Source organism: Maribacter sp. MAR_2009_72 (genome assembly GCF_007827235.1).
In the GTDB taxonomy this organism is placed as follows: Bacteria; Bacteroidota; Bacteroidia; order Flavobacteriales; family Flavobacteriaceae; genus Maribacter; species Maribacter sedimenticola.
On the sequence record NZ_VISB01000001.1, the window covers coordinates 3,145,229 to 3,161,500 of the forward strand.

18 protein-coding genes are annotated in these 16,272 nt (G+C 37.6%); 2 read left to right on the forward strand and 16 right to left on the reverse strand.

Features of this window, described 5'->3' with window-relative positions:
- Positions 1-39 precede the first annotated feature (39 nt).
- From JM81_RS13220 to JM81_RS13235, 4 genes are all read right to left on the reverse strand, one after another.
- Positions 40-744: a hypothetical protein gene (locus JM81_RS13220; protein WP_144804102.1), complete on the reverse strand. Its 705-nt coding sequence runs from the start codon at positions 742-744 to the stop codon at positions 40-42.
- Between the two features lie 133 nt (positions 745-877).
- Positions 878-1,252: a hypothetical protein gene (locus tag JM81_RS13225; RefSeq protein WP_089258795.1), complete on the reverse strand. Its 375-nt coding sequence runs from the start codon at positions 1,250-1,252 to the stop codon at positions 878-880.
- A 125-nt stretch (positions 1,253-1,377) separates the two neighbouring features.
- Positions 1,378-2,187 (reverse strand): NAD-dependent epimerase/dehydratase family protein, encoded by an 810-nt coding sequence (locus JM81_RS13230; RefSeq protein WP_144804104.1) that lies wholly within the window; start codon positions 2,185-2,187, stop codon positions 1,378-1,380.
- Positions 2,177-4,465, reverse strand: a complete 2,289-nt coding sequence (locus JM81_RS13235; RefSeq protein WP_144804106.1) for a M28 family peptidase — start codon at positions 4,463-4,465, stop codon at positions 2,177-2,179. Before JM81_RS13235 ends, JM81_RS13230 begins: the two co-directional genes overlap by 11 nt.
- A 120-nt stretch (positions 4,466-4,585) precedes the next feature.
- Between JM81_RS13235 and JM81_RS13240 the strand changes: the two genes are divergently transcribed.
- Positions 4,586-5,050 carry a CBS domain-containing protein gene (locus JM81_RS13240; RefSeq protein ID WP_089258801.1) on the forward strand — a complete coding sequence of 155 codons (465 nt, stop codon included), beginning with the start codon at positions 4,586-4,588 and terminating at the stop codon, positions 5,048-5,050.
- Between the two features lie 62 nt (positions 5,051-5,112).
- Here JM81_RS13240 and JM81_RS13245 read toward each other — a convergent pair whose 3' ends face one another.
- From JM81_RS13245 to JM81_RS13270, 6 genes are all read right to left on the reverse strand, one after another.
- Entirely contained in the window at positions 5,113-5,463 is a 351-nt protein-coding gene (locus JM81_RS13245) for a hypothetical protein (RefSeq protein WP_089258803.1), read from the reverse strand.
- The gene (locus tag JM81_RS13250) at positions 5,464-5,955 is read right to left on the reverse strand and encodes a DUF6265 family protein (protein WP_144804108.1); all 492 of its coding nucleotides are present in this window, start codon (positions 5,953-5,955) and stop codon (positions 5,464-5,466) included.
- A 52-nt stretch (positions 5,956-6,007) separates the two neighbouring features.
- A complete protein-coding gene (locus JM81_RS13255; protein WP_144804110.1) occupies positions 6,008-6,388 on the reverse strand; it encodes a VOC family protein in 381 nt (126 codons plus the stop codon).
- Between the two features lie 98 nt (positions 6,389-6,486).
- Entirely contained in the window at positions 6,487-7,059 is a 573-nt protein-coding gene (locus tag JM81_RS13260) for a hypothetical protein (RefSeq protein ID WP_144804112.1), read from the reverse strand.
- Positions 7,060-7,065: 6 nt separating this feature from the next.
- Entirely contained in the window at positions 7,066-7,284 is a 219-nt protein-coding gene (locus JM81_RS13265) for a DUF6500 family protein (protein ID WP_089258811.1), read from the reverse strand.
- 22 nt (positions 7,285-7,306) lie between these two features.
- The gene (locus tag JM81_RS13270; RefSeq protein WP_261375054.1) at positions 7,307-7,891 is read right to left on the reverse strand and encodes a pentapeptide repeat-containing protein; all 585 of its coding nucleotides are present in this window, start codon (positions 7,889-7,891) and stop codon (positions 7,307-7,309) included.
- Between the two features lie 219 nt (positions 7,892-8,110).
- On the opposite strand from JM81_RS13270, the gene JM81_RS13275 reads away from it, so the two are divergent.
- Positions 8,111-10,699 (forward strand): cyclic nucleotide-binding domain-containing protein, encoded by a 2,589-nt coding sequence (locus tag JM81_RS13275; protein WP_144804114.1) that lies wholly within the window; start codon positions 8,111-8,113, stop codon positions 10,697-10,699.
- A 9-nt stretch (positions 10,700-10,708) separates the two neighbouring features.
- Here JM81_RS13275 and JM81_RS13280 read toward each other — a convergent pair whose 3' ends face one another.
- From JM81_RS13280 to JM81_RS13305, 6 genes are read right to left on the reverse strand one after another with little or no spacing between them, the layout of a single operon-like run.
- The gene (locus JM81_RS13280; RefSeq protein ID WP_144804116.1) at positions 10,709-12,256 is read right to left on the reverse strand and encodes a M20/M25/M40 family metallo-hydrolase; all 1,548 of its coding nucleotides are present in this window, start codon (positions 12,254-12,256) and stop codon (positions 10,709-10,711) included.
- A 58-nt stretch (positions 12,257-12,314) separates the two neighbouring features.
- Positions 12,315-12,755 carry an SRPBCC domain-containing protein gene (locus JM81_RS13285; protein WP_261375055.1) on the reverse strand — a complete coding sequence of 147 codons (441 nt, stop codon included), beginning with the start codon at positions 12,753-12,755 and terminating at the stop codon, positions 12,315-12,317.
- An 11-nt stretch (positions 12,756-12,766) separates the two neighbouring features.
- Positions 12,767-13,732, reverse strand: a complete 966-nt coding sequence (locus JM81_RS13290) for a 2-hydroxyacid dehydrogenase (RefSeq protein ID WP_144804120.1) — start codon at positions 13,730-13,732, stop codon at positions 12,767-12,769.
- The gene (locus JM81_RS13295; protein ID WP_058104161.1) at positions 13,725-14,219 is read right to left on the reverse strand and encodes a VOC family protein; all 495 of its coding nucleotides are present in this window, start codon (positions 14,217-14,219) and stop codon (positions 13,725-13,727) included. The genes JM81_RS13290 and JM81_RS13295 overlap by 8 nt, the downstream gene beginning before the upstream one ends.
- 3 nt (positions 14,220-14,222) lie before the next feature.
- Positions 14,223-15,386 carry a mandelate racemase/muconate lactonizing enzyme family protein gene (locus JM81_RS13300; protein WP_144804122.1) on the reverse strand — a complete coding sequence of 388 codons (1,164 nt, stop codon included), beginning with the start codon at positions 15,384-15,386 and terminating at the stop codon, positions 14,223-14,225.
- Positions 15,383-16,270 (reverse strand): sugar phosphate isomerase/epimerase family protein, encoded by an 888-nt coding sequence (locus JM81_RS13305; protein ID WP_144804124.1) that lies wholly within the window; start codon positions 16,268-16,270, stop codon positions 15,383-15,385. The genes JM81_RS13300 and JM81_RS13305 overlap by 4 nt, the downstream gene beginning before the upstream one ends.
- Positions 16,271-16,272: the final 2 nt, after the last annotated feature.

Genomic DNA, 16,272 nt, shown 5'->3' on the forward strand with positions numbered 1-16,272 from the left:
CAAAAGCTGTTCGCCTTTTAATTCAAAACCTCCTATTTATTATTTTTTATCCTCAGGGGTATCTTTTCTAGAGGTCAACGCTTGTTTACTTAAACTTGCCAAGTTAAAGTTTGGGTCCATGGCCAAAGCTTCATCCATTGAGGCAATAGCGGCATCAATATTATTTTTATCCATATTGTATTGAATAAGGCCCTTGATATGGAGAAAGGCAGCTTTTAAAGAAACCTCATACGGTTGTTGTCGCTCATAAAAGGCATATTTCATATCATCCGTTGCATTGGCAATACCATATTCCACATGGTTCATGGCCCCGGCATTATCACCTAATTGAACCTTAAGGTCTGCCAATTCATATGCCAAATATGCATTTGGGTCTCTTTGGTTTAAAATTTCAAATTGTTCCAAGGAACGTTTGGGTTGGTTCAATGCTTTTAGGGATATAGCCTTTACCTGTACCGCTAGATCAGAATCCGTATCAATCTTTTCAATGCCAATGGTGTTCAATGCTTGTAAGTGTTGATTATCATTGGCATATATATAGGCCAAGGTATCCATTCTTTCCTTGGAAGGAGATAGTACATTTAAATGGGTAAGGGCATTTATTACACCATCTATATCACCCTGTAGGCGCATTTGGTCATAAAATGCCTCATAATGTTTCTGCAATTCTGTCTTGGTCTGTGCAATGGCATAACTGCCTGAAAATAATAATGTCGTTAACACTATTAATACTGTTTTCTTCATCTGTTTAGATTCTTTTTAAGGTGCGCTAAACTATTAAAATAATTTGTATCCTCCTGTTAAGGAAAGGTTTAAATGTCCGGAAAAGAAAAAGGCGCTTATAAAAGCGCCTTTCAAATTTTTATAACATTGGTTTCTATACCAGTTCCAACCCTTTTTGTTTAGTACCGAACATTTTTAATAATTGAGAATAGAACCCTACGCTCTTGTTATCTTTCTCTATACAAGTTGCCAAAAAACTTCGCAGGTTTTTAAACAGCAAATTGGTATAGATGGTAGGCAAGTACGTGTTTACCCGTTTAGGATCATAGACACTCTCATCTTGGATTACTTCCATTTGAATTCTATGGCGATGATAATCAATGGTAACGTTCGTTGCATTATAGTATTTCTTCAATAAGGCAATATGTAATTGCTGATATCTTTTAGATGCCGTAGGATTTTTACAGCTTAGGGAGATGAGTTTCTCTAATTCAACTAAAACCCTCTCCCTTAAATTTGACTTTTCCATAACATTTTGGTTTTAAATTGAGGTATAAAGGTATGTCATACATCGATAACTACTTGTAAACCAATAATATATTAACGGTAATTAAGGGCTTTTGTTGTGAAATAGTTAATAGGTGTTGTAAAAATTCAATTTATAGTTGTGAGAAAATCATAATTATTAATAAGAAAAATACTACAAGATTCGACTTTTTTGTACGTTTTTCCTAAAGTTTGGGTATAGTGTGGTAAAGGGAGATTGCGTTTTATGGCTTCTTGAGTGTAGTAGTCTTGTTTTGTTGGATGTTCAGGGTATACCGCATTGATCGTATCCCCAAAATGGTCCGTTTCAATGATCGTTTCTATAATACCGATGCAATCATCTAAATGAATTAAATTTACCGGAGCCGTACCCCCGTTTAGATTTTGCTTTCCTGCCAGCATGGTAATTGGATGTCTGCCAGGACCGATCAAACCTCCAAAACGGATAATGGTCGTTTTAAGGGAGCTGTCATTTTTAAACAATTGTTCACATTGCACCAACTGTTTTCCGGATGAGGTGTTTGGTACGGGCAGACTTTTTTCGTTGACCATACCTTCCACATCTCCATAGACGGCCGTACTACTGGTGAATATAATATTTTGAACGGATGATTTTTTAATAGCCTCGTGAAGCAATTGTATTTTTGCGATATAGCTTTCTTTAGGACCTTTTCCCCTTAATTTTGGAGGGACATCAATAATCAAAGTTGTTATGGTATGTAGAAAATCTTCTATTGGGCCCTGTATATTGTTTTCGGTCAGGGTAATAGGAAAAGGTTCAATTCCATTCTTTTTTAGCAACTCTAATTTATCCTTGGATGTAGTGGTGCCTTTTACGACATGCCCCTTACCAATTAAACTAGTTGCTAAAGGCAGGCCTAACCAACCACAGCCTATGATGCCTATTTTAGTAGTCAAACTTAAATTTTTGAATAGTTAAAATTGCATCGTTCAAAACAAAGGGCATTGGTATGTTTTGGGAAGGTCTTTGCGGAATGGTAAACAAACTATTGCTTAACAGATCATTGGAAGCTTCATATACCGTTAATTCCAATTGTTCTGACTCTGGTAAGGTTAAATCTAGTTCGGTATACTTGATATCACTAATATAGTGCGTGACCAACCTACTATTTCCTCCGTCTTTTAATGCAAATGTGGATAATGGTATACCGTTGACCTCAGCGCTTAAAATTTCCGAATCGTTTCTAAATATTTCCAATCTGTTAATGGACCTTTTTGGGGTTAAACATATTCTTAGGTTTCGTATTCCATTGATAACGGTATCCAATTGTATATCCATTTGTAATGGTTCAATTTTCTTTAACGGTGCTTTTTGGGTGTAGGTAAAACCAGAACTGTATTTACTGCTTAACGTATTTTTAGTCAACACGCTATCTGCATTGTTGGTCATTGTAATATACTGCTTTGTCCAGTTAGAAGGTACATGTTCGTAAGTTGCCCACATTGCTTGGTTTTCATCCGTATTATAAACATATAGCAAGCTGGTTGGTTTTGGATTGTTTTCAGAAAAATCGGAATTCATGTGGGCGGACACCAAAAACCCTATTCCCAACAGGAAGCTTAAAAATGCCAAGGCCGCTTTTTTACGATATCTGGTAAACAGTGGTAATAACAGGAAAAAGGTCAGGGTAGTCAACAAGGTTGTGGCAACCATCATTTTAAGACCTAGGCCAATAGGAAACATTTTTATAAATGGAGAAAAAATAAATAAGGCCGGGAGCCCTAGAAATACCAGTAAATAGGAATTTGGATTTTTTTGGTTTATGTGTATATACAAAGCAACAAGAACGCTAAATACGGGAACAATAAAAAATGCCGCTCCCTTTAAATATACGGCAATTAAACCACATAGTACCAACCATAAAAAGATTGGGGCAACCAACAAGTTTGCCGTTTTTACGACCTTAAATTTATAATAGGCGTAGAAACAAATACCTATTGAAAATAGCGTAAATGCCATAATATAGGCATGTCCATTATAGGTAAAACCATGTAGCATGTCCTTATAACCGGGGTATAGCCATTTTAAAACAGACCAGCTATAAAATCCTACTACGCCATTTACAACAAGGGTAAAAAGTACCGGTATCCAACCTTTGAAAATATCCTTTACATTCAATACCTTCTTTTTAAAACCTAAAATGAGTAGCATTATAAAGCATAGTATGGCCAAGCCCAACATGGGCATTATCCATGTAAAGGGGTATGAAACCATTTTGAAAAAAGGTACATTGAAATAGACATTGTCACTCAAACTTTTTATACTGCTTAAATCTGCATTTGCAAAGTGTTTTAATAAGGGCATAAGATAGCTACCTTGGTGTGCCAATGTGTTCCGGTCCAAGCGTTCGTAATTATCCATTACGGTATGGTAATCGTAATGGTCATCTATAAAAGCAAAGTTAAATCCTTCAATATCCCCGTTTTCCCTAAATACAGTAAGGTCCGTATCATTGGGCAACATTTTATAAATACTGTAAACCAAAGAATTTGCCACAGGAAAATCTGGATTGGCCGCAATGAATTCCGTAATCATGTTACGGTTGCCCCTATTGGTTTCCATAAGCATATAACTAGGTCCGCCGCTGCCACGTGCTTCAAAATTAAGTACTAACCCTACATCCTTTAACCATTCATGCCGATCTACAAAAAGTTGGGCTCCGTTCAAACCTAGTTCCTCCGCATCTGAAATTAAAATGATAATATCATTCTTGGGCTTGGTATCACTTTTTAAATAAGCGCGTATACCTTCTAAGATTGTTGCTACCCCACTGGCGGCATCACTTGCCCCTAGTGCAGAATGTGGGTTACTGTCATAGTGGCTCAGTAACAACAAGGCTTTGCCATTTTCACTGCCCTTGATTCTAGCAAGAATATTTTCCGCTTTGCTAAGATTGGACCAATCTCCCGCAGTATAGCCTTCTTGAACGGAGGTTTCAAGCCCTAGTTCATTGAGTTGGGAAATGATGTAGTTACGAGCTTTGACATGACCGGGAAAACCAACACTATGTGGTTCTAAGGAAAGTTGTTGTACATGTTGTAACGCCCTGTCTGTGGAAAAGTTGGTTTGCAGAACTTCCATGTCCGTTTGATACTTGGGCAAAAGGGAATGAAAACTCCAATAAATAGCAAGTACTATCAGGAGTAGGGTTAATACGGTTGGTGTTTTTCTCATAATTACGGTATTCTTCTTTAAAGTCACAAATTATTAAAAATTACATTGCTTATATCGAATATTATTAGTAAATGTCAAATATTTTGTTATCTTTATTAATCAACCTTTAAATAAACTGTTATGGGAATCAAAAGCTTTCAAGGTGTTAGAAAGGTATTTAAAAAAGAATTTGAGGCCCCTATTTTGGTAGCCGATTACATGACCACAAAGTTAATCACTTTTTCTCCAGAAGACTCTATTTTGGCGGTAATGGAGAAATTTGCCAAACATCATATATCCGGTGGACCGGTTTTGGACAGTAACGGGTTTTTGGTTGGAATCATCTCTGAAGCGGATTGCATGAAGCAAATATCCGAAAGTCGTTATTTTAATCAACCGATATTGGATAAAAGCGTTGAAAAATTTATGACCAAAACCGTAGAGACCATACCACATGATATATCCATATTTGATGCTGCAGGTATCTTTGCACAACATAACAGAAGAAGGCTACCGGTAATGAAAAATGGTATTTTGGTAGGGCAAATCAGTAGAAAGGATATTGTGATAGCAGCCTTAAAACTTAGCGGACATAATTGGAAGTAGTTTAAATTTTTATATGAATAATAGCTATGGGCGCTTCTATTGAGGTGCCTTTTCTTATTTGTTTATTCTCGCTTTACAATCATATAAAAATCATTGTCCAAAGGTAAATACCCTAAATCATATAAAAAATAATAGGTAGTTCCTTTTTTGGTAGTATATAGATTGGTGACATAGTCAAAATCAAAACCCTTGTTCATTAAACGAGTTCTTGTGGTCTTGGTTTTGCCATTGGTAAGTTTATAACTATCCAATATTTTATAATTCTTCCGCAACCTGTTGTTGATATTCCGTATTAAATTCTTGCTTTCCGGATTTACCTTGTTATTATAGGCATTACGACAATAATCGTTACAGAATTTCTTGTCAATTCTGCCAAAAACTTCCTTACCACATTCTAAACATTCCCGTTTCATCTATTGCCTATGGTAGTTAAATTTAACTTCATTGGATTTTCCATCACCTTCACCTACATCTACATACATGTTTATTTCTTTATCAGAAATATACTCAATGGTAAAATCATCAAAATATAAACGGTCTTCCGTTATTTTGACCAACTTAAAATCTACCGTTTCATCCTTTTCTTCCCAACCATTTAAGTCAGCGTCAAAATGTTTTAATTGAAGGAGCAAAGTACCATTAGTTTCAATAATATGTCCAAACTCATAAAAACCTACCGCACCATCTGCAATCAAACGAAATGAAAACATCATGGAACCGTTTTGTGGCGGACTCCATATTTCCTCTACAATACCACCAAATGCTTCACCTTTCCAATGGCCGGCCAACCATGAAATAGTGTCCAACTTAGTCGTTGGGCTCAACATTCCTTCTTCATATGAAACGGTTTGTTGTGATCGTAGCCAAATAGAGGCAAAAAGAAAGCATAACGTAATTGGTTTCATTAATTTGTATTTGTAAACAAGATACAAATTAAACGTTTACAAACACTTAGGGTTATTTCTCATAAAATTCTATGGGAAGCTCATCCGGATCGGCAATAAAAGTGAACCGTTTATGTGTATGCTCATCTATTCTAATAGGTTCTGCAATTACATGTTGCGATTTACAGTGAGCTATGATTTTGTCCAAATCATCTACTTCAAAGGCTAAGTGGCGCAGTCCACAGGCTTCTGGCCTGGAAGGTCGTTTGGGAGGGTTGGGGAAGGAAAACAATTCAATAACATAAATTCCATTCAATGCTAAATCTAGTTTGTATGATTGCCGTTCTTTGCGATATACTTCACGGATTATCTCTAAACCTAAAACATCTGTATAAAATTTTTTGGAAATTTCGTAATTAGAGCAAATTATGGCGGTATGGTGTACTTTGTTCATTGAGATTAATTTAAATCCACTTTTTTTGAAAGTATTGTGCTGGGTAATATCAACCTTTTAATTACCATGATGTACTCATTTTATATTTTAAGAAATATTTACTCAACTTCTACCTTTTTATAAGTTTCATATACATCTATTGCCTTTATATAATTCTTAGCACCGGCCATAGTCATATCCGTTACAAAGCCATCTAGTTTTGGGTAATTTATCTTAATCCAGTTTATAAGGGAATCTTTTTCTTGGTTCCAGTTATTCCAATTTACCCCTATGTATTCTAACTCCCTAAATGTGGTTATTTTATCATTTGCAAAGGATATTTCCACTTTATATTTTAAAGGGTTGTTTTTTAAAAATGCGTTTCTCTTATTTTTTTGGGCAACTGTAGCAATAACAACATGGTTTTTTTCTTCTAATGCAATGATTTTATAAGAGGATTTAAAAATAGAATCCCATTTAAAGAATTCATGGAAACTATTATGGTTATAGGGGGTTATATAATCCCCGGAAATTAAGGTAACACTATCGTGTAGTACATTTTTTAAAGCATTATAATTACCTGTATCCAGAGCATTGTAGTATATTTTTGTAGCCTCTTTATAATTTGGGCGTTGACAGGCGCAACTGATCAAAACACCCACAAAACACAGCGTAAACACTAAATATTTCATTTGTTGTTAGCTTAACGATTTAATCATCCCCTTGATTTTTATTGCTTTCTCAAAATGATCTAACCTATGTTCCAAGATCCACCATTGGGCCACCTCCATTAACAGTTCTGGGTTGTCATTTTTATTTTTAAAGAATGCATAGAAAGAGAGTCCTACATTTTCTCCTTTAGCGGCAATTTTTGAATCGCAAACCTGAATAATTTTTTGTTTTATTTCTTGGGTCATTAAAGGGTGCCTTTTTTAGTTATCAATCCACGATGTTTAGTTTATACTTATGCAATAATCCTTGCAGTGTTTCTCTTGAAAAAACAGCCTCCTTTACCATATTGTTTTCTGGGTCCAAACTAAAATTTGTCGCTGAACTAAAATCTGCCTTTTGCAGATTAGTTCGCGAAAATATGGACCGTTCCAGATTACATTCCAAAAATTTGGCATTGCTTAAATCACAATCGCTAAAATCTACTTCTTCTAGGTTACAAGACTTAAATTGTTGACCGATCAACTTCATTTCTACAAAATTTGCAAAACTTAGGTTACAGTCCGCAAAATACATTTGCATTAAAAAAGGATTGCAGGTGTTGAACGCTAACCCCATTAATTTACATTGTGAAAATGTTATTTCCTTAAATGTGGTATTCACAATGTTTGCATTACTTAGGTTGCAATCAATAAATTCACATTCCAAAAAAGTCTGGTTGTCCAAATAACCTTTATTAAAATTGCATCTTTCAAAAATGCAGTTTTCATATTCTGCCCTAGGTAACCGCTCGGAGGAAAAATTTTCTCCCATAAAGGTTTTGTCCACTATTAACTTTTCCACTACATTTTTCATTTTACTGGCCATCTTGCAGACAACCGCTTAAAGACGATATTTTTGGGAAGATAGCAAAAGGCCTGATAATAAAATAATGGTGTATTTGAATTTGGTAATTCTAATTTTACAAGGCCTATTTTAAGGTTTTGATCAATTTAAATTTCTTAAAATGATAAATTGATTTTAATACCGTGCAGACTTCATTTTTTAAGTTTAATGCCTTAAGTTAGGTGGCCCATGGAACACCAAACTAGACTTTTAAAGCAAGAAATAAATACCCAAAAGCTACAGGAATATTTTCCCAACGGTCAAATTAAAACGTATTCTAAAGGGTACGCTATTAGTTATATCCATAAAAAAGTGTCAACATTTAGATGGTTGTTAGAGGGTAGTGTCAATTACTATATTTCATTGGAAAATCCAGAAAGCGATATTCTGGTCTGTCAAAATTCCGAACCATTTTCAACCATAGGACTAAATGGGTTCAATACCCCTAAAAGATTTACATATAAGGCAATTGTAGCTTCCACACAAGCAACTTTTTTTGAAATACCGTTTAAGGAACTAAAGGCGTATTTGCAAAAAGGACATCAGAACATACTCTTAAAAAATATAGGCTCAAAACTTTATCATGTTTTGCGCACGGCATTGTTAAAACAGACAGAATTGTTGAATCCTGTGCGTTTTCAACCCTTTGTGGAGGACCGTCAGTTTTTTATTTCACCAGTAGCGGAGCAAGAAGCCATTGTTTCGTTAATGAGACGCTCACCATTTTTGGATTATTTTGAAGAAAAGAATTTAATGGCTTTGGCCGCACTGGCGGAACGTAGGGAATACGAACCGGATGAAGTGCTCTATGTACAGGATGGTTCCAGTAATGGACTTTTTATATTAATACATGGTGAAGTTACCATTAAACGGATAGAGAACACTATTGAAATTAAACAACGGTCCATTAAAAATTCCGGCTTTGTATTCGGATGGTCTTGCCTGTTAAAAGAAAAGGATATATGTTCTGCAATAACGAATACAAAAACATCTGCTTATTTTATTCCTGAGGGCGATTTAATGAAACTCTTTCAACAGGACGATATTTTTGAGGGTCAATTTTATCAACGGTTATTGTGGTTGATAGGCAACCAATTAAATGCTGCCTTTGTTCGTTATGTAGGACTATTGGGCAAGCATAACCTACAGGCCGTATATCAATTGATCAAGAATAACAAATCCCGTTTGTTGTTATCATCGCCATTACATCAAGTACCACATCTATTAAAGAGCAATACGACGAAACAATTAGCCTATGGGGCTTTGACCAAATTGGTTAAAAGCGGAACATCCTTAGAACGTCATATAGCTTCGTTAAGTTTAGAGTTGTTGGGAGAAGACCAAAAGGAATATGAATTTCTGAGCGGATTACAGGAAATTTATAAAAGTGTAGCCGAAAAGAACAGCAAAGATGTAAAACAAAACAGAAAATCCTGTGCGGAGCTAACCATTAAGGTATTTAATAACGTGCCCCATATCATTGAAGGATGGGAAAACCTACCGGATAATACCGGAAATATCTTTATTTACAACCATTTGGTCAATGATGCACATTATACCCTGAACAATAATTTTCAGATTACACTAGATTCACACTTTCTTAGTGCCATGGTTTTGTACAAGAAATATGCTGAGCCAGGTATTAGAACGGTACGTATAGGAAAAGGACAGGAATACGGGCATCAAAATTATTATGATAACCTGGGCTACATTAATGTTTATACTAAAGAGTCTGAACAACCCTCAACCGATAAGAAAGAAGAAGCAAGAAGCATTTTTTACCGCGAAGCTACCAAGCATCTAGAACAAGGATACAATTTGATCATTAGTCCTGAAGGTACTTCCTATAGAACGGAAGAATCTCCGGGGCCTTTTAAAATGGGAGCATTTAAATTGGCTTTGCACACAGAACCGGAACCGTACATAGTACCTGTGATTATGGTCAACTTTGACCATCGTTTAGGGAAATCATTATACTATTGCGCAATAAAAAAACCTTTTTTGTTAAGTGAGAAAGTAGCCAGTAAGAGTAATCAAGATCTATATGCCTTTTTACAAAAATATCAAGATGAATATTCATCCTATGTAAAAACTGCCATTGATAGGGCAGATGAACTCAATGTGTCCAATTCAGGATCGGATAATCTTGAAGAGCCACCTGCAATTTGGTGTAATGAAATAAAACGACTTAAAAGGCGAATCGGCAAATTGGAAACCCAAGAAAACCTTATTGCCTTTTATGGAAGTTCTTCCGTGCGATTATGGGTGAACATGCAACGGGACCTAAGCCCGTTCAATGTGGTCAATTTAGGGTTTGGTGGCTCCACCTTTGCATGGTGCATTCATTACTTTGATGAGATCTTTAAAGAAGCCCACCCATCCAAAATTGTATTATATGCAGGTGAAAACGATTTAAATGATGGCAAAACTCCGCAAGAGGTACTTTCGGGATGCATGGAGTTGGTAACAATGATTTATGATAAATATCCTGGTGTAGAGCTGGCATTGATTAGCCTTAAACCAAGTGTTGAGCGCGAACATCTTATTCCGTTGATCATGGAAACCAATTTAATGTTGTCCAAGTATATAATTACGGAACTTAATGCTCAATACATTAATGTGTTCGCACAAATGATCACTACGGATAATAGGCCTATTCCGGAGTTATACCTATCTGACGGATTACATTTGAACAAGCAAGGCTATGCACTGTGGAGTACTGCTATTAAAAAAGCACTCCAAGCAGCGGATAGCCTTGAACTTGAAAATCAGTTTTAGTTAGTACCGTTAATCTTGTCCGCCTTTACGTTGTGGCGTTCTTGGTGTTGGCCATTCTCCTTGTTTGCCAGATCTTGGGTTAATGCCCAAAACAGCTTTTTCACGAGATGTTTTTTCTGGGTCTTCGCATGCCATATAGGTAAGAATAGCAGTTAATATGGCGTTGTTGCGTACATCGTCAAAAACAATTTTATCGTAGGTGTCCAAATTGGTGTGCCAAGTATAGTTCCAATAATCCCAGCTCAACGAGCTTAGCGAAAACGCAGGGGCACCTGCTGCTACGAAAGATGCATAATCTGATCCACCACGACCAGGCGAACCGGGGAATGTAGTTTCTATTTCGTTTTTGTAGGTTTCCGGTACGGCTTCTAACCATCGCCCTAAATAATCATATGCATGAAGAAATCCTTGCCCGGATAAACGAACCACACGGCCCGTACCATTATCTTGATTGAATAAAGCTTGTACACCGGCAACAATCTCTGGGTGATCCTCAACAAATGAGCTAGAACCGTTTAAACCTTGTTCCTCACTGCCCCAGTGCCCTACAAGAATAGTCCTTTTTGGGTTTGGATATACTTTTTTCAGAATACGTGCTGCTTCTAGCATGGTAATGGTACCTGTGCCATTATCGGTTGCACCTGTACCGCCATCCCATGAATCAAAATGAGCGGAAAGAATCACATATTCATCCGGGAACTCGGTGCCGGGTATGGTGGCTATGGTATTAAAAGTAGGTACAACGCCCAAGTCTTTTGACTCTGCCACTATTTTAATTTTGGTGTCCGCACCATGCTCTACCATCCTGTATAGCATTCCGTAATCTTCTAATGAAATATCAACAGCAGGAATTTTTTCAGTACCTGCACTAAAAATCTTATTGGCACCAAAACCCTCGGACCATCTTGATTGTGCAATACCTACAGCACCCGCTTTTTCAAATGCTGCATTGATGTTTCTACTGGTATAGCCCGTATTATTAATATTCTGTCTCCAGATTTTCTCCAATGAATCGCGCTCGCTCTTCATTTTTTCAAAAGATTCTTTGGTTGCGTATTCTTCCCAATTTTCATCTGGTCTGCCCGTAGGTTGCAACATGCTCACCATTACTATTTTTCCTTTTACGTTAGGTAGCCATTTTACAAAGGACAATGAATCTGTAAAACTTGGCAGTGTAATTAATGAAGCCGTAACACCTTTAGAGCTAGTACTTGGGTTCCATGCTAATTGTGTTGCATGTAATGATGCTACACGAGGTGAAACCATATCTACATGGGTAATACCTCTTTGCCATCCTTTCCAGGTTCCCCATTGCTGGTTTTCTGCAGAAATCCCCCATTTTTTGTAGGTGTTTACCGCCCAATCATGGGCACTTTTCATTTCTGGCGTACCTACTAATCTTGGACCGTTGAGGTCCATTAATTCGTAAGCCAATTGTTCTAGTTGAGAATTTTCAATGCCTTCTTTCTCTATGGCATTGACCATATCTTCTACCGTTTGTGAAATTGCAAATGTGGAGCATAGAAAATATGCCCCAATGAGTAGTACTTTTTTCATGTTCAAGTTAGTTTAGTTCTTTGAACTAAGGTACTCATTTAAGGGCGATAGCCCGCTGTTAAAATTTATGGGATTTTAAAAATTGGACTAGACTTTCCTGAATTAAATATTCCCAACCCGCTTTGCCACTTTCTTTTTTAAATTCAGGAATATCGGTCGGGAAATCTTTAATGACTTCACCAGTAAGGGTAAGAAGGGTGCCTAGTTCATTTTTGGACAACTCAAAAGTACTGATGCTTTCTCCGGGGTATTCATCAAATGACCAACGATAACTGATTTTTGATGGCGGTGTTACCGCTATCACTTCCCAGTTGTGGGTAAAATTTCTTCCTTCGTTGGTAATAAGAAAGCGGGTGGTGAAACCAACTTCTGGCTTAAAGTCCGGAATAACAGCAAAGTACCATTTTCGCATGTATTCCACATGTGTCAATGCTTTCCATACCTGCTTAATTGAAGTGTTAAAAAGCTGAGTGACAATTAGAGGCTCACTGTTTCTCATAATATTATGCTTTAGTAGTTCTCCAGTTCTTTTTTATTGAAAACACAATTTTCCATTGGAGCTTGACTACGTAAAATTGCCAAGGTATTTTTAACCGTCATGGTACACATTTTAGTATACGTGGTTTTGGTTAGGCTGCCTAAATGTGCAGTAATCAATACATTTTTTAATTGAAGTAATGAATCATTTTCCACTGGTGGTTCTTCTGCCAGAACATCGGCAGCGAAACCTGCTATGCTATGACTTTGCAGGGCATTGAACAACTCCTTTTGATCTATGATTCCTCCTCTGGCGGTATTGATCAACAACGCATTGGTTTTCATTAATGAAAAGGCAGCGGAATCAATTAGTTTTTCTGTTTTAGAGGTCAAGGGAAGATGTAAGCTAATTGCGTCTGAAGTGGTTAAAAGCTGTTGAAATTCTACAAATGAGAAGGGTACATCTTCTTTTTTTGAGCTCCAATAAATGACATTCATGCCTAAAGCCTTGGCGATATGTGCTACTTTTTTTCCAATATTTCCCATACCTATAATCCCCAAAGTTTTGCTATGGGTTTCATCGCCAACATACGTTCCCCGGTCTCCCCATCTATTTTCTTTGACCATGGTAACGGCATTGTACAAATTTCGCTGAAGCATTAATAACAGGGCAATAGTGTGTTCTGCAATGGTATCGGCATTGGAATTTGGGGCGTTCACCACTTTAATTCCTCGTTTTGTGGCACTTGATACATCAATATTGTCCAAACCAACACCACAACGGGATATTACTTTTAAATTGGGCAACTGTTCCATGAACGAATCACGTACCTGACCTTTCCCTCGTGTAATGATGGCATCAATAGCATTGTTTTCTATCTGATTCTTTAGCGATGCTTCATCAAACCCTGTTAAAATATTCATGTCCGAAGCATTTTCCAACATATTCATGGCATCTTCGGCAACCGTTTCCAGTAAAAGAATATTTTTTCTATTCATCTGATTTATGGTAAAGCGTGGCGTCTTTGGATTTGTATCCACGGAAATCATTTCTGCCCGATACATAGATTCCTTCTTTGAACAACTCGTCTTCAAAAATCTTTGGGTCTATATAATCGCCGGGAACGGAAGAGAGTTCTACCAAATTCCCCGATGGGTCACGAACAAACATCTGTATGGCGCCGTCCGGCAGTTGACGTACATTGCCCCACGGTTTTATGTCAATGACACCAAGCTCTTTCATTCTAAAGAATAGTGTATTGATGTCATCTACCTGAACACAGATGTGACCTCTAAACGAATACGCATCTTCCCACTCGGTTAAATGCAATTGTTGCTCCTCGTTGAATTTAAAAAATGCCGTAGGATAATCAAATAAGAATGCGGGTATGGCTTCCAAACCGAGTTCTTCCTCGTAAAATTTACAAGCTTCTTCTAAGTTGCTTACCACTAGTGCAACGTGATTAATATGTACTGCCTTTGCCATAATTTATTGTTTAAAGTCTTTTACAAAATCCCAATTAGGGGTTAAACCGAGTCCGGGTTTGGTGGGTGTATTGAGCATACCTTCATTATCCACCGTAATTTGTTCCTCTACCAAATCATACATCATAGGGTTGCCGCCCAATGAAAACTCTATTACATTGGCAGAAGGGGAAGCGAATGCCACCGAAAGTCCCGCCATAAAGGAAAATGCAGATCCCCAACAATGCGGTGCCAATTCCAGTTGATAGGTATGTGCTAATTGTGAAACCCGCATGGCTTCTGTAATACCGCCAATTATGGCGCAATCTGGTTGTAACACATCTAACGCACGTTCAGCTATTAAATCTCGAACATCAAAAGCGGTGTACTCGCTTTCACCAGCAGCAATGGGTATAAAGGTATTGGCGCGAACTTCCGCAGTACCTATTTTATTATCTGGACTAATAGGTTCTTCAAACCAGTATAAGTTGCAGTCTTCTACACCCTTTGTAAACTGCTTGGCTTCGGGTACGCTAAAAGTACCATGGGCATCGGTCATTAACTTTATGTTATCGGGCAAGGCTTCACGGGCTGCCTTTACACGTTTAATACTTTCGGCTACAGTTTGATCCATAATACCCACACGCATTTTTACACCGCTAAACCCTTTTTGGGTATACCCCAACAGTTGTTCGCCAATAGCATCGGCTTTTGCCCAACCACCACTGGCGTATGCTGGCATTTTATCGCGACAGCTACCACCCAACAATTCTACCACAGGAGCTTTTAAAGCCTTTCCTTTAATGTCCCACAGCGCGGTGTCTATTCCGCTCATGGCAGAAATGGTCAATCCCCTTCTTCCTAAAATGGGAAATTTACGACCTCTTGATAGGGAATAATGATCTCGTGTGCCGTTGTATACGTGTTCCCAAATACGGGAGATATTTCGGGCATCCTTACCTATTAATTGTGGTTTTAGTTCATTTTCTATGCAGCTAACAATAGAGGCACAAGACCCAGAAGAACCTACAGCGGCTTTTGCTTCGCCAAAACCTTGTAACCCAGTATCGGTCGTTACCACTACCAAGGTCATATCAAAATTTGTCAATAGACCATAATCGGAAAAATGTTGCTTTTCTTTGGGTATTGGACAGCGTAACCAAAACGCTTCTATATTGGTGATTTTCATTTAATAAGCTCTTTTAGGGTGTCTATAGATTTTTTGGTCAGCATGGTGTAAAACTCATCGGTGACGGCAGAACTACCGTGATCTTCCAAGAATTTCTTTTGTTCTGCAGTGAGTCCCTCTGGATTTGTTTCTATGGAATTCGGATACGGATTGGCAGGTGTTCTATCTAACGGGGAACAAAATTCTACAGATAGCACCTTGTCATATTCAATCTCTTTTAACGTATTTATGATTTTAGTCCAATTGAGGTGCCCCATGCCCGGTGCCATTCTATTATTATCGGCAACATGAAAATTCACCAAACGCTTGCCTACTTTTTTAATGGTATCGAACATATTGACCTCCTCTAAATTCATATGAAAAGTATCCAGGCAAACTCCACAATTAGGACCAACAGCTTCCGCAAGCGCCAATGCCTGTTCACCTCTGTTAATAAAATAGGTCTCAAAACGGTTAATGGGCTCTATGCCTATTTGTAAACCATGGTCTTCGGTATATTTGTAAATTTCTTTAATGCCTTCTACCGCCCATTTCCATTCCTCTTCAGGTCTGGCATCGGGTACAATTTTGCCTACGGTTGCCGGTACCAATGAAATGACTTTACCGCCCAATTCATATACCATTTTGGCGACATCTTTTACGTATTGTATAGACATTTTACGTTGCGCGGGGTCTTTTGCCAGTAAATTGCGCTGTTCTAACATAAGTGTAACCGAGCCCCAACATTGTATGCCGTAGAGGTCTAACTGCAACTTTGCCTTTTGGGTATCATAACTTTTTGGTGCACCCTGTATTTCTATATGCGTATAATCTAATTTGTTGATCCTATTGAGTGTGTGCTCTAATGATTCTGCACGCATCCAATTATGTATGGCTAATTCCATGG